The 22909-nt window shown below is 65.3% G+C and carries 25 protein-coding genes and 1 pseudogene; 4 read left to right on the top strand and 22 right to left on the bottom strand.

Features of this window, described 5'->3' with window-relative positions; translation table 11 throughout:
• Window positions 1–18: 18 nt before the first annotated feature.
• From H7J73_RS24510 to H7J73_RS24440, 15 genes and pseudogenes are all read right to left on the bottom strand, one after another.
• On the bottom strand, window positions 19–573 hold the full coding sequence (locus tag H7J73_RS24510) for a NuoB/complex I 20 kDa subunit family protein (RefSeq protein WP_264070322.1): 555 nt from the start codon (window positions 571–573) through the stop codon (window positions 19–21).
• Complete coding sequence (locus tag H7J73_RS24505; protein ID WP_264070321.1) at window positions 564–923, bottom strand: NADH-quinone oxidoreductase subunit A; 360 nt, start codon at window positions 921–923, stop codon at window positions 564–566. Before H7J73_RS24505 ends, H7J73_RS24510 begins: the two co-directional genes overlap by 10 nt.
• A gap of 216 nt (window positions 924–1139) precedes the next feature.
• Window positions 1140–1550: an Rv3143 family two-component system response regulator gene (locus H7J73_RS24500; RefSeq protein WP_264070320.1), complete on the bottom strand. Its 411-nt coding sequence runs from the start codon at window positions 1548–1550 to the stop codon at window positions 1140–1142.
• 42 nt (window positions 1551–1592) lie between these two features.
• The gene (locus H7J73_RS24495; RefSeq protein WP_264070319.1) at window positions 1593–2129 is read right to left on the bottom strand and encodes a YceI family protein; all 537 of its coding nucleotides are present in this window, start codon (window positions 2127–2129) and stop codon (window positions 1593–1595) included.
• Window positions 2130–2270: 141 nt separating this feature from the next.
• Entirely contained in the window at window positions 2271–2609 is a 339-nt protein-coding gene (locus H7J73_RS24490) for a DUF6285 domain-containing protein (RefSeq protein ID WP_264070318.1), read from the bottom strand.
• The gene (locus H7J73_RS24485; RefSeq protein ID WP_264070317.1) at window positions 2606–3592 is read right to left on the bottom strand and encodes a phosphotransferase family protein; all 987 of its coding nucleotides are present in this window, start codon (window positions 3590–3592) and stop codon (window positions 2606–2608) included. Before H7J73_RS24485 ends, H7J73_RS24490 begins: the two co-directional genes overlap by 4 nt.
• Window positions 3589–4843 (bottom strand): annotated as a pseudogene (locus H7J73_RS24480) (acyl-CoA dehydrogenase family protein). The gene H7J73_RS24485 and the pseudogene H7J73_RS24480 overlap by 4 nt, the downstream one beginning before the upstream one ends.
• A gap of 33 nt (window positions 4844–4876) precedes the next feature.
• Window positions 4877–5509, bottom strand: coding sequence for a TetR/AcrR family transcriptional regulator (locus tag H7J73_RS24475; protein WP_264070316.1), 633 nt, complete (start codon window positions 5507–5509; stop codon window positions 4877–4879).
• Between the two features lie 3 nt (window positions 5510–5512).
• Window positions 5513–6430: a hydroxymethylglutaryl-CoA lyase gene (locus tag H7J73_RS24470; protein ID WP_264070315.1), complete on the bottom strand. Its 918-nt coding sequence runs from the start codon at window positions 6428–6430 to the stop codon at window positions 5513–5515.
• Complete coding sequence (locus H7J73_RS24465) at window positions 6427–7629, bottom strand: CaiB/BaiF CoA transferase family protein (protein ID WP_264070314.1); 1203 nt, start codon at window positions 7627–7629, stop codon at window positions 6427–6429. Before H7J73_RS24465 ends, H7J73_RS24470 begins: the two co-directional genes overlap by 4 nt.
• Window positions 7626–8819 (bottom strand): alpha/beta hydrolase, encoded by a 1194-nt coding sequence (locus H7J73_RS24460; protein ID WP_264070313.1) that lies wholly within the window; start codon window positions 8817–8819, stop codon window positions 7626–7628. Before H7J73_RS24460 ends, H7J73_RS24465 begins: the two co-directional genes overlap by 4 nt.
• Complete coding sequence (locus H7J73_RS24455) at window positions 8819–9931, bottom strand: homogentisate 1,2-dioxygenase (RefSeq protein WP_264070312.1); 1113 nt, start codon at window positions 9929–9931, stop codon at window positions 8819–8821. Before H7J73_RS24455 ends, H7J73_RS24460 begins: the two co-directional genes overlap by 1 nt.
• 84 nt (window positions 9932–10015) lie before the next feature.
• Window positions 10016–10405, bottom strand: a complete 390-nt coding sequence (locus H7J73_RS24450; RefSeq protein ID WP_264070311.1) for a nuclear transport factor 2 family protein — start codon at window positions 10403–10405, stop codon at window positions 10016–10018.
• Window positions 10402–10794 (bottom strand): nitroreductase/quinone reductase family protein, encoded by a 393-nt coding sequence (locus H7J73_RS24445; protein ID WP_264070310.1) that lies wholly within the window; start codon window positions 10792–10794, stop codon window positions 10402–10404. Before H7J73_RS24445 ends, H7J73_RS24450 begins: the two co-directional genes overlap by 4 nt.
• Window positions 10795–10829: 35 nt before the next feature.
• Window positions 10830–11840 carry an acrylyl-CoA reductase family protein gene (locus tag H7J73_RS24440; protein ID WP_264070309.1) on the bottom strand — a complete coding sequence of 337 codons (1011 nt, stop codon included), beginning with the start codon at window positions 11838–11840 and terminating at the stop codon, window positions 10830–10832.
• 22 nt (window positions 11841–11862) lie between these two features.
• On the opposite strand from H7J73_RS24440, the gene H7J73_RS24435 reads away from it, so the two are divergent.
• Window positions 11863–12720, top strand: coding sequence for an oxidoreductase (locus H7J73_RS24435; protein ID WP_264070308.1), 858 nt, complete (start codon window positions 11863–11865; stop codon window positions 12718–12720).
• Window positions 12721–12750: 30 nt separating this feature from the next.
• Here the strand turns inward: H7J73_RS24435 and H7J73_RS24430 are convergent, their stop codons facing one another.
• From H7J73_RS24430 to H7J73_RS24420, 3 genes are read right to left on the bottom strand one after another with little or no spacing between them, the layout of a single operon-like run.
• On the bottom strand, window positions 12751–15009 hold the full coding sequence (locus H7J73_RS24430; RefSeq protein ID WP_264070307.1) for a molybdopterin-dependent oxidoreductase: 2259 nt from the start codon (window positions 15007–15009) through the stop codon (window positions 12751–12753).
• Window positions 15009–15434, bottom strand: a complete 426-nt coding sequence (locus H7J73_RS24425; protein ID WP_264070306.1) for a Zn-ribbon domain-containing OB-fold protein — start codon at window positions 15432–15434, stop codon at window positions 15009–15011. Before H7J73_RS24425 ends, H7J73_RS24430 begins: the two co-directional genes overlap by 1 nt.
• A gap of 7 nt (window positions 15435–15441) precedes the next feature.
• The gene (locus H7J73_RS24420; protein WP_264070305.1) at window positions 15442–16647 is read right to left on the bottom strand and encodes a thiolase family protein; all 1206 of its coding nucleotides are present in this window, start codon (window positions 16645–16647) and stop codon (window positions 15442–15444) included.
• Window positions 16648–16703: 56 nt separating this feature from the next.
• Between H7J73_RS24420 and H7J73_RS24415 the strand changes: the two genes are divergently transcribed.
• Window positions 16704–17240, top strand: a complete 537-nt coding sequence (locus H7J73_RS24415) for a TetR/AcrR family transcriptional regulator (RefSeq protein ID WP_264070304.1) — start codon at window positions 16704–16706, stop codon at window positions 17238–17240.
• Here the strand turns inward: H7J73_RS24415 and H7J73_RS24410 are convergent.
• From H7J73_RS24410 to H7J73_RS24400, 3 genes are all read right to left on the bottom strand, one after another.
• The gene (locus H7J73_RS24410) at window positions 17233–18450 is read right to left on the bottom strand and encodes an acyl-CoA dehydrogenase family protein (protein ID WP_264070303.1); all 1218 of its coding nucleotides are present in this window, start codon (window positions 18448–18450) and stop codon (window positions 17233–17235) included. The two genes, H7J73_RS24415 and H7J73_RS24410, sit on opposite strands and share 8 nt — an antisense overlap.
• Window positions 18450–19817: an acyl-CoA dehydrogenase family protein gene (locus H7J73_RS24405; protein WP_264070302.1), complete on the bottom strand. Its 1368-nt coding sequence runs from the start codon at window positions 19815–19817 to the stop codon at window positions 18450–18452. The genes H7J73_RS24410 and H7J73_RS24405 overlap by 1 nt, the downstream gene beginning before the upstream one ends.
• 83 nt (window positions 19818–19900) lie before the next feature.
• Window positions 19901–20692 (bottom strand): inositol monophosphatase family protein, encoded by a 792-nt coding sequence (locus H7J73_RS24400; protein ID WP_264070301.1) that lies wholly within the window; start codon window positions 20690–20692, stop codon window positions 19901–19903.
• A 24-nt stretch (window positions 20693–20716) separates the two neighbouring features.
• Here H7J73_RS24400 and H7J73_RS24395 point away from each other — a divergent pair, with 24 nt between their 5' ends.
• Both H7J73_RS24395 and H7J73_RS24390 read left to right on the top strand, forming a co-directional pair.
• The gene (locus H7J73_RS24395; protein ID WP_435405572.1) at window positions 20717–21052 is read left to right on the top strand and encodes a hypothetical protein; all 336 of its coding nucleotides are present in this window, start codon (window positions 20717–20719) and stop codon (window positions 21050–21052) included.
• A 9-nt stretch (window positions 21053–21061) separates the two neighbouring features.
• Window positions 21062–21466, top strand: a complete 405-nt coding sequence (locus H7J73_RS24390; RefSeq protein WP_264070299.1) for a PPOX class F420-dependent oxidoreductase — start codon at window positions 21062–21064, stop codon at window positions 21464–21466.
• 37 nt (window positions 21467–21503) lie between these two features.
• On the opposite strand, the gene H7J73_RS24385 is transcribed toward H7J73_RS24390, so the two are convergent.
• Entirely contained in the window at window positions 21504–22871 is a 1368-nt protein-coding gene (locus H7J73_RS24385) for an FAD-dependent oxidoreductase (RefSeq protein WP_264070337.1), read from the bottom strand.
• Window positions 22872–22909: the final 38 nt, after the last annotated feature.

Here is a 22909-nt window from a genome sequence, read left to right as displayed (position 1 = left end):
CGCCCTCGTCGGATGAGCTCACCGCAGCAGGCCCCTCAACTCCAGGGTGGTCGGGGCCGCCAGCGCGGCCTTCTCGGCGGCCGCCACCACCTCGTCCCGGTGCACACCCAACGGCATCTGCTGGATCTTCTCGTGCAGCATCAGGATCGCGTTCAGGAGCATTTCCGGCCGGGGTGGGCAGCCAGGCAGGTAGATGTCCACCGGCACCACATGGTCGACTCCCTGGACGATCGCATAGTTGTTGAACATTCCGCCCGAGGACGCGCAGACACCCATCGCCAGCACCCATTTCGGTTCTGCCATCTGGTCATAGACCTGGCGCAGGACCGGTGCCATCTTCTGTGAGACCCGGCCGGCCACGATCATCAGATCGGCCTGCCGTGGGGTCGCCGAGAACCGCTCCATCCCGAAGCGGGCGATATCGAATCTCGGCCCGGCCGTGGCCATCATCTCGATCGCACAGCAGGCCAAGCCGAACGTCGCCGGCCACAACGAACCCTTACGGACGAAACCGGCCACCTTTTCCACCGTCGACAGCAAGATCCCGCCGGGCAGCTGCTCTTCTAGTCCCAATCCAATCCACCTCGCCGCCAGACGTAGGCATAGGCGACGAAGACCGTCGCCATGAACAAACCCATTTCGACCAGGGCGAATGTCCCGAGCGAGTCGAACGTCACCGCCCACGGATAGAGAAAGACGATCTCGATATCGAAGACGATGAACAACATCGCCGTCAGATAGAACTTGATCGGGAACCGGCCCATCCCGACCGGCTGTACTGCGGGTTCGATACCGCATTCGTAGGCTTCCAATTTGGCCCGGTTGTACCGGCGCGGACCGATCACCAACGCGATCCCCACTGATCCGATCGCGAACGCGGCGGCGATTGCTCCGAGCACCAGGATGGGTAGATAGAGATTCATGGCATGCCGTCGTTCATAAGGAGCGGCTCCCTCGCTTGGGCTGTCGATGTGAGCTACGACACAGCCTAGCGATCTTGTACGGCTACCCGGCGCGTTTTCGTTAGGATCGGATCAACATCCAGGTGGGCCCGCGTGCCGGCCGAAGTTGTAAGGCGCGCTGTGCTTTTCGAGCTGCCGCCGGCTCTCGATCCACAGCGGTTTTTTGTTGCTGTGTGGCTATGCCGGTGCGCGCAACAGGCCCACGACAGCCTCACCGAGTCGGATTGGGTCGATCGGATGGGGAACCGCCGCCTCCGCCCGGGACCAGTTGGCCAGCCACGCATCGTCGGCGCGCCCGATGAGCACCAGGATCGGCGGGCAGTCGATGATTTCGTCCTTGAGTTGTTTGGCGATACCCATCCCGCCAGCCGGGGTGGCTTCGCCGTCGAGGATGGCCAGGTCGATACCGCCGGCGTCCATCTGCGCGATGACGACCGGCGCAGTGGCCACCTCGAGGTAGCTCAATTCTGGTAGCTCGGGATGGATCCGCTTTCCCAGTGCCAGCATCACCTGTTCGCGGATACCGGCGTTATCGCTGTACACGAGGACACGCACGGGCCCCTGGGACAACGGACGGGTAGCGGGCACGTGGCTGATCCTAGGACCACTTCCGTTCCGGCCACAGACTTTTCATGAAGGGCTTTTCACGAACACCAAATCCGCCTTCACGGCGACGGTCCGCGTGACCATGCCGGCCAGATTTCCCGTCACATCCCACTGCGTCCTGTCGATGGTGGTCTTCGCCGAGATCCGCACGGTGTTGGCGTCGATGACTCCGATGCCGGCAGGCAGCCCAAGCGGTTTCGTGACGGTCTTCACGGTGAGGGTGGCCCGGAAGTCGGCGGTGTCACTACTGGTCGGGTGGAGCGCGGTGACGACGACGCTGATATCGGGGAAGCGGTCGGCGTCGAAGAAATCGGACGAGCGCAGGTGGTCATCACGTTTGCCGATACCGGTGGCCAGCGACGCGGCGCGGATGTCGAGCCTGCCGAAGACGGCGGCCTGACGGGTGATCTGGCCGTCACCGCTGATCTCGGTGAACTTTCCTTTCACCGGCAGCAGACCCCAGAACGACCGGCTGGTGAACGCGACCGTTGACCGCTCGGGGTCCAGGTTCCACACTCCCGCCGTGCTTGGATCGCCGAGCAGACTGTCCAGGCTGGTCATCGCAACCTCCGTCAGTTGATCAGGTTGTTCTCGCCCGACTTGATCACGATGCAAGCCCGCAACGTAATGGTGCCACCATTGGTTCCAGCCACGGGCGTAATCGCGGCGGTCACTGTGCTCGGCATCTGGTCTGCTCCCCGCCTACTCTTGCTCATACCCTGGATGGGCGGCGGCTAGGCGGAAGCTGACCAACGCCCGCAGGCATGCGGTCAGGTCGTCACCGGCGGTATCCATGGCACCGCGGCGGATGGCGGCGGCCAGCTCGGACTCATCGCCGACGCCGAGCCTGTCCAGCGCGGCGACGACGTCCGACGGGGCCGGCGCCAGCAGCTCACGCTCGACCATCCGCAGTGCGTTGGCGGCGACGCGAGCGTGAAAGTTGACCTGACCGGTCACCGCATTGCGCACGTCGTTGTCGAGGAAATCTGCGACCGCGGCGATCAGCTCGGCAGCGGTCGGCCGTCCGTGCAGGCCGGTCACGACGCGTCCTCCAGCAGAGTGAGCAGATCCCATTCGGTTTCGCAGACCCGACGCCCGATAGTGGCCAGCTCCACCGACGGGGTCTGGCCGGACAGGTGGCGCTGCGCCTGATAGCGGCAGATGACCCCCCAGCGCAGCGTGGACAGGATCAACCACCAGCGAAGACCGGCGCGGTCGACGGCGGCGCCACCGGCCTGTTCGTAGGCTGTCAGCAGCTCCTCGACACTGCCGAGGCCACCTGCGCCGCGGTCCTTGGGGGCGCCGAATCGCCAGGCCCTGATGCAGAACCAGGCCAGGTCCTCGCAGGCTTCTCCGCTGTGCACCAGCTCCCAGTCCAGGACGGCGGCGAGCTGGGGGACCGGCCCTTCGAGGTTGATGATCAGGTTGCCCATCCGAAAATCCCCGTGCACGAGGGTGGGCGTCGTCGGCGCCGTGCGATTCTTTTCCAGCCAGCGAAACGCCCACTCGAATGTCGCTGTGGTATCACCCATCTCGTCGAGTTGTCCCCGCCACAGCGCCAGCTGATCACCGGTATCGAATTCTGCGCCGGCCGGCTCGGCGCGGTGGATCGCGGCCAGCGCCGCTGCGCACTGTCGCAGCAGCTCGGTCCGGCCGGCGTCGTCGAGGTTACGTTCGATCTTTCTGACGATCGTCTCGCCACCGATCTCGTTGCAGATCAGAAACGGGTTGCCCAGTGCAGCAACAGAATCGGACGCGATCAGGATCTCGGGCACCGGTGCGCCCCTGGCCGCCGCCAGCTGTTGGGCGCGGGCTTCCAGTTCCATACCGGCATGCACCTCGTCGGGCGGGCCGGTCCGCAGGATGAGCGGTCGCGATCCGGTGTCTGTCTCCGCGGTGAATGCCCAGGTGATGCGACTGGCCCCGCCGGTCAGCGCGCGCAGATCGACGATCGTCGTATCGCCGAGGACGGGCTTGAGCACGTCGTGCAGGCGATCGCCGAGTACTTCGATATCGGTGATCATTTCTGCGATGCCCGCCGGCCGAACTTGAACATGCGCTGCGCCACCCGGCGGATCTGGATCTCCTCCGCGCCCTCGGTGATCCGATAGCGGCGGTGATGCCGGTAGATATGCTCGAACGGTTCGTGCCTGCTGTACCCGATACCGCCGTGGACCTGCATGGCCCGGTCGGCGGCTTCGCAGACGAGCCGGTTCGCCCGGTAGTTGGCCATCGACACCGTGTCGGAGACCTCCATATGGTGATCGCGATCGAGGTGCCATGCCGCGTAGTACACCAGCAGACGCACCATCTGTGCCTCGGTCTGCAACTCGACCAGTGGCCACTGGACGGCCTGGTTCACCGACAGCGGCTTACCGAACACCACCCGCTCCGAAGCGTATTCCGCGGCCCGGTCGATGCAGTACTGCGCGGCCCCCAGGCTGCTGGCAGCTTGACGAATCCTGTTCTCGTGCAGGAACGTCTGCCCGACTTCCAAGCCGTGATCGACCTCACCGAGCACAGCATCCGACGGTATCCGCACATCGCGCAGTTCCACCTCGCCGTGGTCGCTGGGCATGTTGAACGTCCACCAGTAGTACGGCACTGCGAACCCTGGCGTATCGGTGGGTACCAGGAACGCAGTGATGCCGGTCGCCTGCCCCGGCTCGCCGGACGTCCGGGCGAACACCAGGTCGTGGGTGGCGCGGTGCACGCCGGTATTCCAGCGCTTGGCGCCGTTGATCACCCAGCCGTCGCCGTCGGCCACCGCCGTGGTCTCCAGCCAGGTGGCGTCCGAGCCGTGGCCGGGCTCGGTCAACCCGAACGCCATCGAACGCTCCCCGGTCAGCAAAAGCGCCTCGCCCCAGTCTTGCTTCTGCGCTTCGGTGCCGAACCGGTCCATCATGATCACCTGCGGAAAGTTGCCGACGATCGAGGATTCGTCCTGAAGGTCATTGTGCAAGCCCGAGCCCCTTGTGCGCCAGGTGCTCCCGGATGACAGCCATGTCGAGGTTGCTACCGTCGCGGCCGCCGAACCGCGACGGTAGCCCGTACCGGAGCCACCCGGCTTTGTCGGCCCGCCTGCGCATCTCGTCGAGGAGGTCCTCCCACGCTCGCGCCGGGATGCCGCCGTTGTCCAGGTCTGTCCTGGCGAACTCGCGGCGCCGATCGAAATACTGCATATTCTCGCGTTCCAGCGGCTTGATCTCGGCCTCGATGAAGGCATCCATTTCGGCGAGCAGTCCGGGAAGATGTTCCGGAAGGGTGAAATCCACAGTGATGTTTCCCTTGTCAGATCAGTAAATGGCCTAGTGCCCGTAGAGCGTTCTCTTCCAGATCGTGGCGAGGGTGCGGACCGCGTCCTCGTCTGTGGTGTGCACACCGAGCGCCGCGGCGTCGGCCCGCAGATATACCGTCGTGAACTGCTCGAACAGTAGCGCGATGGCCAGCGCGATGTGTTCGGGGTCCAGGGCGTCTTCCTGTCCGGCACCTCCGTAGCCCTGCTCGGCGGCCTGCAGCACGGACGCTCGCACGATGTTCATGCCGAACCGGCGGAATTCGTTCTGTACCGCTGCGAACCGCGGCTGCGTGGCCCCCAGCTGGGCGACGGCGACCATGATCCCGACGTTCTGTTTGAAGATGTTCCAGTAGCCGGTTACGACAGAGGTGAAATATTCTGTGTCATCGGGTGATTCGGGAAGTCGCACGACGATCCCGGAAAGAAAGTTATGCAGGAACGACTCCGCCAGATCAGCCAGCAGATCTTCTTTGTCATCGAAGTACCGATAGAACACAGCGGGAGATTTGCCGGCCGCGGCGGTGATATCAGCCAAGGTGGTGCCGTGAAAGCCGCGTTCGGCGAACAGCTTACGGGCGGCCCCTTCGAGGGACTCCCTGGTCTGTCTGCCTTTGCTGGTTCGGTCCCGGACCCGCTGCGTCACGGCTCAACTGTCCTGAATGCGGTCGCCGGCCCGCAGCAGTGCGCCGGGCAACTCATGGCCGATGATTCGCTGGGCCAGCCCGGCGGCGGCGATCGCGGCCGACAGATCGACGTCGACGGCGACATCGCTGTCGCGCAACAGGTACACCAGGTCTTCGGTGGCGATGTTTCCGCTGGCGCCGGGCGCGAACGGGCAACCGCCGAGACCGCCGATCGATGCGTCGAGCCGCCTCACCCCGGCACTGACCGCCGCGTAGGCGCTGGCCAGCCCGGCGCCTCGGGTGTTGTGGAAATGGGCACCGAGGGGTGTGTCGCCGACCAGCGGGCGGAGCGCCTCGATCAGCGACGTCACCCGTCGCGGTGTCGCGGTGCCGATGGTATCGGCGATGGCGAGCCGGTCGACGCCCGCGGCCTGTGCCGCGGCGATCACGCCGAGTACCCGCTGCACGGGGGTCGGCCCGTCAAAGGGGCAGTCCCAGGCGGTGGCGACGATGACCTCTACGCTGACGCCGTTGTCGTGGGCGATCGCAACGATCTCGCCGATCTGGGCGGTCGCATCGGCCGTACCGCGTCCGACGTTGGCGCGGCTGTGCGCGTCCGCGGCCGACACCACGTACTCGATCGATCCGAGGCCCGACGCGATGGCCCGTTTGGCGCCGTTCGGGCTGGCGACAAGCGCCGAGAACTCGATCCCGGCCGAGTTCCGCACGCGTGTCAGTTCTTCGGCGAACTCCGGTGCGTCGGCGAGGGCGGGCACCTTCGATGGTGAGACGAACGCGGTGGCTTCGACTTCCCGGACACCGGTGGCGATGATCGCCTCCAGCAGTTCTACCTTGGCGGACAACGGGATCGGTGCCTCGATCTGCAAGCCGTCGCGCAGTGCCACCTCGCGGATGGTCACGTGGGTCGGGAGGGCGTTCACAGCACCCCCTCGGTGCGCAGTTGGTCGAGTTCGGCGGCGCTCCGCCCGAGTAGACCCGAGTAGACATCGTCGTTGTGCTGGCCGGGCCGGCTCGACCCGGCGTAGCGGATGGTGCCGGGTGTCTCGGAGAGCACCGGTATCACCCCTGGGCCTTTCACGTTGCGTTCGACCCGCTCGTCCCAGTGGTCGGCGATCATGCCGCGAGCCAGCAGCTGCGGGTCGGTCACCACCTCGGCAACGGTGTTGATGGGCCCGCTGATCACCCCGGCCGCCGACAGGGTGGCGATGATATCGGCCGGCTCACGCTGTACCGCCCAGTCGGCGATGATCTTGTCGATCTCATCCTGGTTGCGGCCCCGCGCAACATGATTGACGAACCTGTCATCGGAGGCGAGTTCGGGTTGATCCATCGCCGCGCACAGTCGACGGAACACCGTGTCCTGGTTGGCCGCGATCACCACCCAGCTGCCGTCGGCGGTCGGGTAGATGTTCGACGGGGCGATGCCTTCGAGTCGGGTTCCCGACGGTCCACGGATGACGCCGCCGACGTCGTAGTCCGGGATGGTCGATTCCTGCACTGCCAGACAGGCTTCGGTCAGTGCGGTATCCACGATCTGGCCATCCCCGGTAACAGTGCGCCGATACAGCGCGGCCAGTGCACCCTGCACGGCGAACATGCCCGCCAGACTGTCTCCCAGCGATAAGGCCAGCCGCGGGGGAGGCCCGCCGGGAAAACCATTCATATGCCGCAGCCCGCTGGCCGCCTCGGCCACCGACGCATACCCGGCCTTGTGAGCTTCCGGCCCGGTCTGTCCGTAACCCGAGACCCGTACCAGGATGATGCCCCGATTGCGTTCGCGCAGCACGTCGTAACCCAGGTCCCACTTCTCCAGAGTGCCGGGGCGGAAGTTCTCCACGATGATGTCGGACTTCTCCACCAGGTCCAGAAAAAGGGCACGGCCGGCCTCCATTCGCAGGTTCAGCGTGGCCGCCTTCTTGTTGCGGGCGTGCACCGTCCAGAAGAAGTGATGTCCGTCGAGCTCGGCTTGGCCCCACGTGCGTAGCGGGTCCGGCGCCCCCGGTGGTTCGATCTTGATGACCTCGGCGCCCATGTCGCCCAGCAGTCGGCCGGCGAACGGCCCCGAGATCAGGGTGCCGACCTCGATCACCCTGATGCCATCCAACGGCCCCGTCGTCATAGCGAGAACCCGTGTCGGTGGAGCCAATCGGTGCACACCCCGACTGCGTGGCGCAGCGTGTCGCGCTGGTCCTGACCCGAGTAGTAGTGGTTGGCGCCGGGAATTTCCTGCATCTCCTTGTCGGGGTGACCGATGGCGTCGAACAGCCTACGGGTGTGGCTCGGGGTGCAGGCGTCGTCGGCGAGGTTACCGATGACCAGCGCGGGCACCGCGATATCGGGTCCGCACTCCACGGCATCGCCGCGGGCGTCGTCATAGCTCCACTGGGACAGCCAACTGCGTAGCGTGCAGAAGCGCGCCAAGCCGACGGGAGAGTTGTTCACCACCTCGGGGTCGCCCAGGTAGCAGGTACCCGGGGCGCGGTCGTTCGGATCGACTGTCGGATCGAGCCATCGGGGGTCGGCCATGGTGCCGTGCACGACGAACCCGAACTCGTCCTGCGGGCGTCCCGCCGCCTTCAGCTCGGCAAGTTTGTCCTTGACCCAGGCCGTGATTCGGCGGTTACGGGCGATCTGCGCCTCGCGGTACCTGGTCAGGAATTTCTCGGTGTAGGGCGGTTGATTCGGGTTGTCCGGGTCGTAGAGGTCGAGCTCCGGATCTCGGTTCGACGGATCGGACTCGTCGAGGATCGAGGCGTCCAGCCATTCAGTCATCGTGCCGTGGCGGCTGATGTGCGCGGCCAGCAACATGATTCCGTCGGCCGGTATCAGGCCCAACTTGGTGAGGTCGGGCCCGTCCCCGGACGGGCTGGACGTCACCGTCGGGCGCTGGGCCTGCTGCTGATAGAACACCGACAGCGACCCGCCGCCACTCCAGCCGGCCAGCACCACCTTCTCGTAGCCGAGCCGGTTCTTCGCGTCCTTGATGCATTCGCCGAGATCTTCGACGACCTTCTCCATCAGCAGCGCCGAGTCGGTACCGCGGAATCGACTGTTGCAGTAAATGACGTGGTGGCCGGCGCGGGCCAACGCGTTGATCATCGGCAGGTACGCGCCGCCACCGATCGGATGCATGAATACCAGCACGGTGTCGGACGGCTTACTCTTCGGTCTGAGCAGATAGCTCTCCAGCACGACGAGTTCGGCGATGCCGCCGTAGACATCGCGCACGCTCGAGGTGTTCTGGTAGGCAACGAGATACGGGATGCGGTCGTACTCGAACTTGATCGGTGCCTGTGTTGGCGCGCTCATCAGTGTTGTCCCAGATCGTTGGCGAGAATCTCTTCCGACGGGGTGAGCCGTCGTCTGGTGTCGATGGCGATCACCGACCAGTCGACGTGCGAATACTCGTCGAACTTGCGGCGGGCCCGTTCCCGCGCCTTCTCGGGGGCGCCGTGGTGAACCCCTTGCGGGGCATGGGAAACCAGCCCGGGTGGCATGGCAATGCCGTAGAGGGTGCCGCCGTGGAAGAACGCGATCTCGTCGAAGTCCACGTTGCGGTGATACCACGGTGTGCGTTCGGTCCCAGGCACGCTCTCGGCGGGTCTGGGCAGGAAGTTCATGATGTACACGCCGGTTGCCTGCATGAACAGATGCACGGTCGGAGGTAGGTGCACGCTGTCGGACGTGATGACGGTGTAGTCGTCGATATTGAAGGTGAACGGGAAGTTGTCGCCGCGCCAGCCCTCCACATCGAGCGGGTTGTGTTGGTAGAAAAGCGAAGTCGTCCCGACTCCATCGATCGGCGCGTGTACCAATCGGACCTCGTACTCGTCCCGTCCGTCATCGTCGATGGGGGCGGGCTCGGGGATGGTCGCCTGCGCGGGGTCGAAGGGGAAGTGCCTGCCGAGCTGCCCGGGCGGCGGGACGCGGAACTCCTCGGTGGCCTGGATCATCAGGAGGGTGGTCGCCCCGGCGTTCGCCGCCGGGATCTGGCGCCAGGTGCAGGCCTTCGGGAGATAGATCCAGTCGCCCTCGCGGTAGTCCAGTGGACCGAATTCGGTTTCCAGCCGGCCGGATCCTTTGTGCACGAATGACAGGACGTCGCCGTCGACATAGCGGACGAAAAACGGCATCTCCTCGGTGCGCCGGGACAGCAGCACCAGGCAATCGGCGTTGGAGAACATCAACAGTGGGCCACCGCGTGCATCGGTGGCATCGCTGGGCTTGAGCTCGGAACTCAGCACATCGGTGGGGCGAAGGGGACCGACCGATCGATACGCCGTCGGGTCGTGACGCCGGTACATGTGCGCGGTGCGGCCGGTGAACCCGCCGCGGCCCAATTCGTCGTCTTTGAGGCCGTTCAGGTCAGCGTGCAGCCGCCGCGGTGTGTTGCCTTTGCGCAGGTGGACGAAGGATTCCATCGTTGGCTCCCGGTCTTGTCGTGCGTCCGATGCGAAAAACTGAAGATGACATTACTTTTATTTTCGATCATCGACAAGACTGGATCAGTGGCCTGCGGGTGGTTCCACGAACTGCGCGCGCGAGGGTCCAGGCGCGAATGGTGCCCCGAAGTACTGCGTCTCGTGCACCACCTGCTCGCCTTCGAATTCCATGACGCTCACCACGTAGAACGGCGTCTCGTCATAGGTGAGGACGAGTTCACTGATCCATAGTTCCCCACCGCCGAGCATCCGTCGCAGAACGAATCGTTTGTCGTTGGGCTGGGCGGTGCGGGAGGCCTGGATGTTGTGCCGGCCCCGGATACGCTCGCCCGATTGCGGGTAGTCCAGGACAGCGTCATCACGGTAGATATCATGTTCGGCCGCAAAATCATTGGCGTCCGAGGCCGCCCAGTGCCGCTGTAACGCGGCCCGGATCTGGTCATCGTGTGTCACGATGCACCGTCTAAATCGACCCGCACCGTCAGGAGGTTGGTGCCGAAGGTCCGCACGCCGACGCTGTTGAACTGTGGCAGTTCCCGCAGCCGTGCTTGCGCATCGTCGTCGGGCACCAGGTGGGCGGTGCCGGCGTGCCACTTACCGCGTAACCGCACCCGTACGTGTGGGTCGGCATTGATATTGCGAACGTACTGCGACCGTTCGCCGAACTCGGAGACAAACCAGAATTGGTTGCCGACGAGCTTGCCCCCGAGCGGGGTCCGGCGCGGCTCGCCGGACTTGCGGCCGGTGGTCTCGAGCAGGGTCTGGAACGGGTTGCGTCGCATCAGCGGATTGGCGATCCGCTTCTGGAAGAAGTTCGTGATGGTTTCGGATGTGGTGGGCATACCGACCAGTTCACACCATCGCCACCAGGTTCAGGCTAGAAACCGCCGGCTACCCGAACCACCGCCCGCCCGGAGTATTTGCCGGCGCGGACCGCGTCGATCACCTCGACGACGTCCTTGGCGTCGACGTCGTTGGCGATCTCATCGAGATGTCTGGGCGCCAGCGACGAGCCGAGCTGCGTCCACAGTTCGCGACGCGGGCCGATGGGCATCAACACCGAGTCCATCCCGAGCAGCGCCACGCCGCGCAGGATGAACGGCATCACGGTGGTATGCAATGCCGGGCCGCCGGTCAGACCGCTGGCCGCCACCGCGCCGCCGTACTCGATCGTGCTCAGGACGTCGGCCAGCGTCGCGCCGCCCACACAGTCGACGGCACCGGCCCAGCGGGTCTTGCCGAGCGGCCGGGGTTTTGCGTCGGGATCAGCGGGCAGCCGGCCGATCACCTCGGCCGCTCCGAGCGCTTTGAGATGATCCGCGGCCTCGGGCTTACCCGTCGACGCGACCACCTGGTAGCCGGCCGCAGCCAGCAGGTCGATGCTGACCGAGCCCACTCCGCCGGTGGCACCTGTCACGACGATCGGTCCGTCGCCGGGTTCGATCCCGCGTTCGACCAGCGCCTGCACACTCATGGCGGCGGTGAACCCGGCTGTTCCGATCGCGGCGCCGTCCCGGGGGCTGATGGAACCGAGCGCCACCACGTAATCGGCCGGGAGCCGGGTGTATTCGGCATAGCCGCCGTCGCGGCCGGTGCCGATGTCGTAGCCGTGCGCCAGCACCAGATCGCCGACGGCGAACTCGTCGGACTGCGATTCGACCACTTCACCGGTGATATCGATCCCCGGCACGATCGGGTAATTGCGCACCACACCGCCGCGCGGCGTGACTGCCAGCGCATCCTTGTAGTTGACGCTGGAATAGAGCACCCGGATTGTCACATCGCCGGGCGGCAGATCCGCAGGTCGGCGTGTTTCGACTGCCAGCGTGATCGCATCCGTGCTCGTGTCGCCGTCCTGCCGTGCCACCAATGCCTGAAAAGAGTCCATCCGACGACGCTAGCCTCGAAGCATGCAGCCCTTTGCTCTTGGTCGTCTTTCGGTCAATCGCGTCGGGTTCGGAGCCATGCAACTGCCGGGTCCCGGCGTCTTCGGGCCGCCCAAGGACCGCGACCAGGCGATCGCCGTGCTGCGGCGGGCGGTCGAGCTCGGCGTCGACCACATCGACACCGCGCAGTATTACGGCCCGATCGTTGCCAACGAACTGATCAGGGAAGCGTTGTATCCGTATCCAGAGAACCTGGCGCTGGTCAGCAAGGTGGGCGGCCGACGAGACGACACCGGGGCGTGGCTGCCCGTCGCGGATCCTGCGGACCTGCGCAAGGACATCGAAGCGAACCTGCGCACCCTCGGCGTCGAACAGCTGGCGGCGGTCAACCTGCGGCTGATGGACAGTGACGAACCCGATGAGCTGTTCGATCGGCAACTGGATGTGATGATCAGGGCTCGCGAGGAGGGCTTGATCGGGGGGATCGGGTTGAGCAGTATCGATCTGACTCATCTACAACACGCGATGGCCCGCACCGAAATCGTCTGTGTGCAGAATCCGTACAATCTCGCCGACCGGGCATCGCAATCGGTGCTCGACGAATGCACCGAGCACGAGATCGCCTTCGTCCCCTTCTTTCCGCTGGGATCGGCTTTCGCCCAAGACAACCCAGTGTTGGGCAACGCGATCGTGCGGCGGGTGGCGGCGGACTTGGGACGCACCCCGGCACAGATCGCCCTGGCCTGGACACTAAGCGTGGCGCCGAATGTGCTCCTGATACCGGGCACGTCCTCGGTATCGCACTTGCAGGAGAACCTCGCCGTGGCCGATATCGATCTCGGTAAGCAGACCCGATCGGAGCTAACGGCTGTCTGCGTCTGACACCGTCGAGGCGGAGGTGATCGGGTTTGCCTATGCGGGGGTGTTCGGACGGACCTCGCACGGAACTCCGTTGACCACCTGGGTGTTACTCGGAACATCGATCAGCCCAGCGGGATTGAGCAGATTCGAGTTCACCCCGGGATGAGAATTGGCGATATCGAGGCTGGTGCCGTCGCGGCCGTGCCCCCAGCCGTGGGGCAGTGACGCCACCCCGGGTTTCATCTCGTCGGACACCTCGGTGAGCACCGATACCGATCCTTCTGTCGTCGAGACGTCGGCCATTTCGCCATCGACCAGCCCCAGCCGGGCGGCATCGTCGGGATGCACCAGCAGCGTGCAGCGCTCCTTGCCCCGCATCAGGGCCGGCACGTTATGAAGCCACGAGTTGTTCGACCGCAGATGCCTGCGGCTGGTCAGCACGAGATCCTCGGCGGCCCGGTCGATTCGGGCCAGCAGCCGGGGAATGTCGGCGGTCAGCATCGGGTGCACCAGCTCGATCTTCCCCGAGGGCGTGGTCACCGTCTCATCGAGTCGGCCGCCCTCGAGTTCGGCCAACCGCAGTCCGTTCTGATGTGTTCGTACCGTGTCCAGGGTGAGGCCGCCGCGACGCCGGCCCAGGTCGTCACCCCACGGACCGAGCCTGATGCCCAGATCAGCCAACCGTTCGGGGCCGCGCCCGCGAAGCGCGGCGATCACCTGAGCCGGATCGCGACCGGTCAAGGGAGTACCGGACGTGCTGCAGATGCTGGCGACCAGCCCGCTCGTGTAGAGGTCGTCCAGACCTGCGGTGTCCACCTCCGGTACTGGGATACCCACCACCGCGCCGGCCAGCCGCAGCAGTATCTCCCACTCGGCGGGCCGGTCTGCGGTGGGTGCGAAGACCGGTTCCGACCATTTGACACATGATGCAAGTGAATACATCCAGTACAGGTCATCGAAATGTGGACGTTCCAGCGGTGAGAGGCCGGGCAGAATGACATGCGCGTGTCTGGTGGTTTCGTTGAGCCAATTATCCACCGCGATCATCGCGTCCAGCCCGGCCAGCGCGGCGTCCAGCCGGCCCGCCGCCGGTGCGGAGATCACCGGGTTGCCCGCGACGGTGACAAGTGCGCGGATCTGACCGTCGCCCGGGGTGTCGATCTCCTCGGCCAGACAGCTGACGGGGAACTGGCCGAGCACCTCGTGCGCGCCACGCACGCGGCTGCGGTAGCGTCCGTATTCCCAGCCCTCGCCGGTCTGGTCGGGTGGTTTCATGAACATCGGTGACCACACCGCGGCCTTGGCGAAAACCGCACCACCGCGGCGATCGATGGCCCCGAGAGCGGCATTGAGGACGAAGACCAGCCAGGTGGCCAAAGTGCCGAATTCCTGTGTGCAGGTGCCAATTCGGCTATAGAGCACAGGGTTTTCCGCGCTCGCCAACTCCGACGCCAGTCGCCGGATCTCGACGGCCGGAATACCGCTGGGGCCAGCCACCCGCTCGGGGGAGAAGGGCTCAGCCATCGCGATCACCTCGTCGAGGCCGAGGATTCGCCCGGCCAGGTGGGTCGGGCGGCGAACTCCACCGATCTCGGCGAGGGTGTTCAGGATCGCGAACAACACCAGGGCGTCGGTACCGGGTTGGATGGGCACCCACTCGCTGGCCCGTTGCGCGGTCAGGGTGCGCCGCGGATCGACGACGACAACCTTGCCGCCACGGTGCCGGATCGCAGCCAGCTTGCCCATCACATCCGGCGCCGAGAGCATCGATCCCTGGGATGCAGAAGGGTTGGCGCCCAGGATGATCAGATGGTCGGTTCGGTCGAGATCGGGAATGGGCGCGTTCCACATGCCCCCGAACAACAGAGTGCCGACCACGTTGAGCGGCCACTGGTCCACGGTGCCCGGCGAATAGTAGGCCGGCATGCCGGCCGCCCCGGCAAAGCCGACCAAGGCGCCGATATAGCTCTCGAGCGCCAGGTTGTGCGCCACCGGGTTCCCCACGTACACCGTGAAAGCCTTGGCGCCGAACCGGTCGATGACCGGACGCAGGACCTTCTCGGTCTCGGCGAAGGCGTCATCCCAGCCGACCGGTACGTGTCCGCCGGATGCGTCGCGCACCAACGGAATTCGCAACCGATTCGGATCGTCGTGCAGATGGCCAAGCGAGGTCCCTTTGGGGCACAGATGGCCCTGCGACCAGACATCGTCGGGGTTGCCCCGGATGCTGGTCACCGTGTCGCCGTGGGTTTCGACGCGCAGTCCGCACATCGCTTCACACAGCGGGCAGGTCGCCCGGTGACTGGTCATCAGCCGGCCGGGTCCGGTTCGTAGCGCAGCAGGGTGACGTCGTGCTCGGGATAGTCGAAGAAGACCGGCCGCACGCGCATCCCGATCGTCAGATCGGCCGGGTCGACGTTCACCATCTCGGTGCTGAACCGCGGTCCCTCGTCCCACTGCACGACGGCCAGCAGCTGCGGTACGTCGGCGGCGAAGTGGGGTGACACCGGCTTCATCGCGATGGTGAAGGTGTACAGAGTCCCGGTACCGGAGATCTCCCGCCACTCCAGGTCGTCGGCCAGCGTGCGCGGGGCCAGAATCCTGGGATAGAAGACGTACCGGCCCAGCGACGGTGAATACTGGATACGGATGGTGTGCTGCGCCAAGGCATCCCAGAACGGGGCGCTGACCGGTGTCTTGACCGGCATGGGCTTTTCGAACTCTGCAGTGGTCATTTCGTCCTCAATCGCCCTGGAGGATCAATGTGGTCTGTTCGCTCAGGATTCCTCCGTTGCCGGAGACGAACGCCCGGTGGGCATCTGCCACCTGTGCCGCACCCGCACGGCCCATCAACTGCCGGGTGGCGTCGCAGACGTGGTGCATACCACCGGCGTTCCCGGCCTGACCGTAACCCAGTTGTCCGCCGGCGGTATTCAACGGGAAATCGCCGCGAAAGGTCAGGTCGTGCGATGCGACGAACTCCATCCCCTTGCCCTTCTCGCAGAACCCGGCGTCTTCCAGACTCAGCAGCACGGTGATGGTGTAGCAGTCGTAGATCGAGGCGATATCGATATCGGCCCGGGTGATACCGGCCATCGCGAATGCGCCGTCAGCCGCCTTGGTGATCGGCGTCGCCAGCAGGTCTTCGGCGTACGTCGGCGTCTTGTACGGCACGTGCTCGCCGAACCCGGTGACCCAGACCGGTCGGTTGCGCGACTTGCGAGCCAGGTCGGCATTGGCGACCACCACGGACGCGCCCCCGAAACAAGGCATCACGATCTCGAGGCGGTGCAGCGGATCGGCGATCATCGGGCTGGCCAGGACGTCCTCGATCGTGATCGGCGTATCGTGCCAGACCGCACCCTCGGTGTGGTTGGCGTTAACCCGTTGATCCACAGCGATTTTCGCCATCGCCCGCTCGTCGTAGCCGTAGGTGGCGCCGTACCGTCGGGCGACCTGACCGTACGGACCGTTCTGGCCGAGATTGCCGTAGGGAATCTCGAACTCGGCTTGTGGTGAGCCGTACTGATTACTGGATGCGCCGAAATACAACGCGTCGCCGTAGGCCTTCGGCTTCTTGTCCGAGGACGGCGTCATGTACTGAGCCGGGATGGTGCACAGCACGGCATTGCAGATGCCGAGTTCGACCGCCGCGGCCGCCCGCCACACCATCGCCGCTGCGGTCGCGCCCCCGAGGTCGACGAACTCTGCGAAATTGGCCGGGATACCCAGATATTCGGCGATCGTGGAGGGGACGAAGATCTCCGACTCCATCAGCGGGCTGCATACGATTCCGTCGACCTCGGTCGCCGAGATCCCCGCATCGGCCAGCGCCGCAGCGCTGAGGGTGGCCCATTGCTCCAGAGTGAACGTCAACGGCTCGGCCGGGGTCCGGGTGGGCGGGAGTTCGGTGAATCCGACGATGGCTGCTTCGCCGCGAAGTCCCATGTATCCGCCTCCTGGAAAACCGTGTTTTCCGTAACGTATCACGTACGGTGCTGACGATGGCCAGGTCGACGACTCCCGCTGACGCGATCTACGCGCGTGCGCTGACCCTGCTCGACGAGGAGGGGATCGCCGGGATCAACGCGCGACGGCTTGCCGCCGAGCTGCATTGCTCGACCAAAACGCTGTACCAGCAGGTCGGGAACCAGGATCAGCTGATTCGCGAACTCGTGGCCCGCCACTTCGCCGCGCTGCGGCTGGAGTTCGTCGAGGCCGACACCTGGCAGGAGAGCGCAGTGCGGTGGTGCCATTCCGTCCGCGCCGCCCTGCTGGCGCATCCGCACTTGTCGGCATTGATGACGTTCGACGACCGCGAGCCGATCGCGGCCTATGTGGATCGACTACTGCACGTGCTACTGCGGGCCGGGGTCCCAGCCGAGCTGGCCCGCAACTGCTGCCGGGTACTCGTGCACACGACGATCAGCCTGGCGGGAGCGGAGATCGCGGCGGGCGGTGAGTCGCCGGATGTGTTCGTCGAGGTATTCGACAACACGATCCGATGGGTGGTGTTGGGCGTTTCGGCCGAAGCTACTTGAGCTCGGCCGACGACAGGCCGAGCAGCCGGCGAGCGACCACCAGCTGCTGGATCTGCTGTGTGCCCTCGAAGATGTCGAGGATCTTCGAGTCGCGACTCCACTTCTCCAGCAGCGTCTGCTCGGAATAGCCTGTCGTGCCGGCCATCTCGACTGCTTTGAGGGTGATATCGCTGGCCACCCGCGCCGCCTTGGCCTTGCCCATCGACGCTTCCTTGGAGTTCGGGATGTTGTTGTCGGCTTGCCACGCCGAGCGTACGGTCAGCAGGTAACCCGCCTCCCAATCGGCCTCCATGCGGAGGAACTCGGCTGCGGGTGCGCTCTGCGCGTGGGACGGCTTGTCGTAGGAGATCTCGATACCCGCGTCGGTGAGGATGGCGCGGAGCTCCTCCAGTGCGGCACGGGCGATGCCGACAGCCATCGCGGCGACGACCGGCCGGGTGTTGTCGAAGGTCTCCATCACCCCGGCAAAACCCTTCTCCACCTGGATCTCTGGGCTGCCGAGCAGGTTCTCTTTCGGGATGCGCACGTTGTCGAACCGGATGACCGCGGTATCGGAGGCCTTGATGCCCAGCTTGTGTTCGAGCCGTTCCACGGTGACGCCGGGGTGTTCGCGCGGCACCACGAACGATTTGATCGCTGCTCGGCCCAGGGACTTGTCCAATGTGGCCCAGACCACGATATGGGTGGCGCGCGAGCCGGCGGTGACGAAGATCTTCTCGCCGTTGATCACGTACTCGTCACCGTCGAGCTTCGCGGTGGTCGCCACGGCGGCCGAGTCGGAACCGAAGCTCGGCTCGGTGATGGCCATCGCCGCCCACACCTTGCCCAGGCGTTCCAGTTGTTCGTCGGTCGCCACGCCGGAGATGGCCGCATTACCGAGGCCCTGGTAGGGCACCGACAGCATCAGCGCGACGTCGCCCCAGCTGATCTCGGTCACATTCACCACCGCGGACATGTTGCCGCCGTTGATGTTTGCCTTCTCGCCACCGGAGTCTGCACTGTCGCGGAAGGCCTCAGCGCCCGCGAACGAGATGGTCTTCGCCTCCGACATGCCCTCGAACAGCGTGGCCAGCGTGTCGAGTTCGACAGGGTAGGCGTGTTCCTTGAGGTCGTACTTGCGCGAGATGGGCCGCAGCATCTCGGCGGCGCCCTGATGCGCCTTTTCGATGACAGCCTGCAGTTTCTTCGGCATTTCCAGATTGATTGTCATCAGAGCACCACCACTCCCTCGGCGATACCGATGGCCCGCAGATCGCGATACCACCGCTCGACCGGATGTTCCTTGGTAAATCCATGGCCGCCGAGCAGTTGGACGCCGTCCAGACCGATCTGCATGCCCTTGTCGGTGCCGAGCCGCTTCGCCAGGGCGGCCTCCCTGGCGAACGGCAGGCCCTGTTCGGCGCGGGCGGCTCCGCGCCAGGTGATCAGGCGCAGACCGTCTAGTTCGATGGCGATGTTGGCGCACATGAACGCTACCGACTGGCGTCGGGCGACCGGCTCGCCGAACGCCTCGCGTTCCTTGACGTAGGGGATGACGTAATCGAGCACCGCGTGGGAGGTGCCGACGGCCAGCGCCGCCCAGCCCAGCCGAGACAACGCGATCGCCTCGGAGTAGTTCTGGGCGTAATCGGCCTCGCTCGCCCCGTCCTCGCCGAGTCGTGCAGACACGGGCACGGTGACCTTGTCGAGTTCGATCCGGCCGAGGGCGGCGGCCCGGATTCCCATGCTGGGATCGGGCTTGACCGTCACACCGGCGGAGGAGGCCTCCACGATGAACATGGCCGGCTTGCCGTTGAGTTGTGCTGCGATGATGAACAATTCGGCATCCGCCGCGGCAGGCACCAGCGACTTGACGCCGTCGAGCCGATACCCGCTCGGAGTGCGCACCGCGGTGGTCTTCAATGCGGTGGGATCGAAGAGCGCATGGGGTTCGGCGATCGCCAGGCAGGCCTGCGGCACATTCTCGCCGGCGAATTCCTTCAGGTAGGTGGCCTGCTGATCGGCGCTTCCCCAGTGGGTCAATGCGGAGGCGACGCCGCCGGGGGCGAGGATCGGCAACGCCAGCCCCATGTCGCCGTAGGCCAGGGCTTCGGCGACCAGCGCATTGGTGACTGTGCTGCGGTGCTCGGCGATACCGTCGAAATCCTCGGGCACGTTGATCGCGGTGACGCCGAGTTCGGCTGCCTTGGCGATCAGGCCGGCCGGATAGGTCGCTGCGTCGTCCGCGTCATGTGCGGCGGGGCGCAGGATCTCTTCGGCGAACTCTTGGACGGTCTCCAGGATCATCTTCTGGTCGTCGTCCGGGGTGAGGTCGAAATAGTCTGCGCCACTTGACTTCAGCCGGGTCGGAGCCTTACCGCTCAAGGCCTGGACCCGCTTGAACTGGCGGCTGGTCGCGGCGGCCACCGAGAACCCGTTCTTCACGCCGTAGCGCAGTCCTCGGTGTAGCGGGTCGCGCAGGTTGTAGCGGTCCAGGAATTCTTGGCCGACAAGCGGAGTGAGCAAGGCGATTCCGATATCGACGGAAGTGCGCTTGTGCTTCTGCAGTCCGACGGCGCTTTCGCGGGTGTTGGTCATGTCAGCAGCCTCAATGTAGGGGAGCAGTCTCTTCGTACCTTACTCCAGAGTAAGGTACGAAGATACTGTTGAACAGCTCACACCTAGGCGAGCCGGCTCAACACCTGGTCATGCACCAGTCCGTTGGTGGCGAGTGCGCTCCCGCCATGCGGTCCCGGCCGGCCGTCGACGCTGGTGAACGTGCCGCCGGCCTCACGCACCAGCAGGTCCAGGGGAGCCAGATCCCACAGCTTCACCTCCGGCTCGGCGACGATGTCGACGGCGCCTTCGGCCAGCAGGCAGTAGGACCAGAAGTCGCCATAGGCTCGTACGCGCCACACCTCGCCGATGAGCGCGATGAACTTCTCGCGCCGGTCCTCCCAGCCCGTCAGGTCGGAGAACGAGAGGCTCGCCGACGCGATATCGGCCACCCCGGATACCGAAAGCCGTCGCGCGGGGCCTCCATCGAAGGACCCCCACGCGCCTTCGCCCTGTCCGGCCCACCATCGACGACTCAGTGCGGGCGCGCTGACCACACCGACCACGGGCACCCCGTCCTGCAGCAGCGCGATCAACGTGCACCACACCGGGACTCCGCGGACGAAATTCTTGGTGCCGTCGATCGGATCGAGAACCCATTGGCGGCCTCGGAAAGACGGTGTCCCGCCGAACTCTTCGCCGAAGATCTCGTCGTCGGGCCGCAACCGCGCGAGCGTGTCGCGTAAGTGGATCTCCGTCGAGCTGTCGGCATCGGTGACCGGGGTCAGGTCCGGTTTGGTGTCGATCCGCAGATCCAGCGCTCCGAAACGGTCCATGGTCAGGGCGTCCGCGCGTGCGGCGAGGTCAAGGGCCAATGCCAGATCGTCTTGGATGGCTGTCTGCGCGACATTGTTCATGGCAGCAGTCCTACCATGGGTCCGGTGTGGGAATTCGCGATGTTGCTGCTGCTGGTCGGTGCATTGGTGTTGTTGATCGGACCGCGCTTCATGCGCCGCGGTCCTCGGCAAGGATCCGCCGCTGCGCCCGGCACATTGCTGGTCACCGGTGTCAGCCCACGCCCCGACGCCGAGGGCCAACAGTTCGTCACCATCTCCGGAGTCATCACCGGGCCGACCCTCACCGAGCATGTGGTCTATCAGCGCATGGCTGTGGACGTCGACCAGTGGCCGACCATCGGCGCGCTGATCCCCGTGGTCTATTCGCCTAAGAATCCCGACCGGTGGGACTTCGCACCGCCTGAGCCGCAGACGTATTAAAGGAGCCCCATGCCAGTGCCACTTCCCGACGGCCTGATCGACCTGCTGCGCAAGCCCAGCCCGTGCTTCGTCGCGACGTTGATGCCCAACGGATCGCCGCAGCTGACTCAGACGTGGGTCACCACCGACGGCGAGAACGTCGTGATCAACATCGTCGACGGACATCAGAAGGCCAAGAACTTCGCCCGCGACCCCAGGGTCGCGGTCAACGTCGTCGATCCCGACAACGTCTTCCGTTTCTACGCGATCCGCGGCCGGGTGGTCTCCATGAGCACCGAGGGCGGTCTGGACAGCATCAACGAAATCTCGCAGAAGTACCTCGGCATCGATTATCCGAATTTCACCGGCCAGCCGGAGACCCGCGTCATCGTCACGATCCAAGCCGACTCGGTGACGCCGCCGGCGCGCGACTGAGATTGACCCGGTGCACGCCTGTTCGCTCGTTCTGAGCTCAGCCGTGTCCGATCCGCAGTAGGTCCGCCACACTCGTCAGCTTGACCCGGGGCCGACCGTGTGGCTCGCCGGTGGTCCGCTCGTGCGCATCGATGAGTGCCCAGTGGTCATCGGTGATCAGCAGTGGCTGCCGCGACAGCAGCCACTCGACCAGGTTCTGTGCGTACTCCGACTCGCGGTCGGCCAGGTTCGCGCCGGCCAGGTCGATCAGCAGGGTCTCCACGGTGGCCTGCGAGTCCTTTTTGTTGCTGCCGATGACGCCTGACGGGCCGCGTTTGATCCAGCCGACGACGTACTCGTTCTCGCGGTCGGCGACGCGGCCGTCGGTATGCGGAATGGTGCCGGAGCCATCGTCGAACGGCAGGCCCGGCGTCGGCACCCCGCGATAGCCGACCGCCCGGACCACCAACTGCGCCGGCAGTTCCTCGCGAATGCCGGTGTCCTTGGCGACGACCCGGCCGTTGTCACTGACCAGTTCGTTGCTGCCCAACACAATCGACTCGACCTTGCCGTCGCCCTTGATCTCGATCGGTGACGTGCGGAACCGGAAGACGATCCGTCGATTGCCGGGTGTGGTTTCCCGTCCGGAATAGCCCCGCAGCACCTTGAAGTTCTGCCGGACGCCTTTGGGGACCGCATCCAGGTCGGCGTCGGTGATATCGGCGAAGTCGGTGGGGTCGATGATCACGTCGACATTCGCCATGCCGTCCAGGTCCCCGAGTTCGCGCAACTCCAGCGTCGTGAAGGTGGCCTGAAGCGGCCCGCGACGTCCGATCACGACGACCTCGTCGACTCTGCGGCGGTGCAGCGACTCCAATGCGTGATCGGCGATATCGGTGGCGGCCAGGGCTTTCGGGTCGGTCACCAGAATCCTGGCCACGTCGAGCGCCACATTGCCGTTGCCGACGACGATCGCGCGGCCACCGGACAGGTCCGGGTCGATCCCTTCGAAATGCGGATGCGCGTTGTACCAGCCGACGAAGTCGACCGCGGCAACGCTGCCGGGAAGATCTTCGCCGGGGATGCTCAGCGGGCGATCCGATTGCGCCCCAACGGCATACACGACGGCGTCGTACCGGTCGGCGAGTTCGGCGGTCTGCACATGTTCGCCGACGGTGATGTTGCCGAAGAACCGGAACCGAGGGTCGAGAGAGGTCTTCTCGAACTGACTGCTGATCGACTTGATCTTCGGGTGATCAGGGGCAACCCCGGACCGCACCAGCCCCCACGGCGTCGGCAACATCTCCAGCATGTCGACGCGCACATCGCGCACGGCATCTGGGGCGTCTGCGGCTTTCAGCAGTGATGCGGCGGCGAAGTATCCGGAGGGTCCTGAGCCGACGATCGCCACGTAGTAAGGGCGCATCTGGGACATGAAGGGAGCACTTTCTGTCGATGCCGGAA

This window comes from Mycolicibacterium komossense, assembly GCF_025822605.1.
Classification (GTDB): Bacteria; Actinomycetota; Actinomycetes; order Mycobacteriales; family Mycobacteriaceae; genus Mycobacterium; species Mycobacterium komossense.
The sequence above is the reverse complement of the archived record's forward strand: the minus strand, read 5'-3'. Positions and strand labels throughout refer to the sequence as shown.

Excerpts from the sequence above, each read along its gene's own strand:
- H7J73_RS24425 (WP_264070306.1), bottom strand. The coding sequence starts at position 15,434 with ATGACCACTGCAGAGTTCGAAAAGCCCATGCCGGTCAAGACACCGGTC.
- H7J73_RS24400 (WP_264070301.1), bottom strand. The coding sequence starts at position 20,692 with ATGAACAATGTCGCGCAGACAGCCATCCAAGACGATCTGGCATTGGCC.
- H7J73_RS24420 (WP_264070305.1), bottom strand. The coding sequence starts at position 16,647 with ATGGGACTTCGCGGCGAAGCAGCCATCGTCGGATTCACCGAACTCCCG.
- H7J73_RS24505 (WP_264070321.1), bottom strand. The coding sequence starts at position 923 with ATGAATCTCTATCTACCCATCCTGGTGCTCGGAGCAATCGCCGCCGCG.
- H7J73_RS24460 (WP_264070313.1), bottom strand. The coding sequence starts at position 8,819 with ATGAGCGCGCCAACACAGGCACCGATCAAGTTCGAGTACGACCGCATC.
- H7J73_RS24455 (WP_264070312.1), bottom strand. The coding sequence starts at position 9,931 with ATGGAATCCTTCGTCCACCTGCGCAAAGGCAACACACCGCGGCGGCTG.
- H7J73_RS24485 (WP_264070317.1), bottom strand. The coding sequence starts at position 3,592 with ATGATCACCGATATCGAAGTACTCGGCGATCGCCTGCACGACGTGCTC.
- H7J73_RS24430 (WP_264070307.1), bottom strand. The coding sequence starts at position 15,009 with ATGACCAGTCACCGGGCGACCTGCCCGCTGTGTGAAGCGATGTGCGGA.
- H7J73_RS24415 (WP_264070304.1), top strand. The coding sequence starts at position 16,704 with ATGGCCAGGTCGACGACTCCCGCTGACGCGATCTACGCGCGTGCGCTG.
- H7J73_RS24390 (WP_264070299.1), top strand. The coding sequence starts at position 21,062 with ATGCCAGTGCCACTTCCCGACGGCCTGATCGACCTGCTGCGCAAGCCC.
- H7J73_RS24435 (WP_264070308.1), top strand. The coding sequence starts at position 11,863 with ATGCAGCCCTTTGCTCTTGGTCGTCTTTCGGTCAATCGCGTCGGGTTC.
- H7J73_RS24410 (WP_264070303.1), bottom strand. The coding sequence starts at position 18,450 with ATGACAATCAATCTGGAAATGCCGAAGAAACTGCAGGCTGTCATCGAA.
- H7J73_RS24445 (WP_264070310.1), bottom strand. The coding sequence starts at position 10,794 with ATGCCCACCACATCCGAAACCATCACGAACTTCTTCCAGAAGCGGATC.
- H7J73_RS24405 (WP_264070302.1), bottom strand. The coding sequence starts at position 19,817 with ATGACCAACACCCGCGAAAGCGCCGTCGGACTGCAGAAGCACAAGCGC.
- H7J73_RS24465 (WP_264070314.1), bottom strand. The coding sequence starts at position 7,629 with ATGACGACGGGGCCGTTGGATGGCATCAGGGTGATCGAGGTCGGCACC.
- H7J73_RS24385 (WP_264070337.1), bottom strand. The coding sequence starts at position 22,871 with ATGCGCCCTTACTACGTGGCGATCGTCGGCTCAGGACCCTCCGGATAC.
- H7J73_RS24440 (WP_264070309.1), bottom strand. The coding sequence starts at position 11,840 with ATGGACTCTTTTCAGGCATTGGTGGCACGGCAGGACGGCGACACGAGC.
- H7J73_RS24495 (WP_264070319.1), bottom strand. The coding sequence starts at position 2,129 with ATGACCAGCCTGGACAGTCTGCTCGGCGATCCAAGCACGGCGGGAGTG.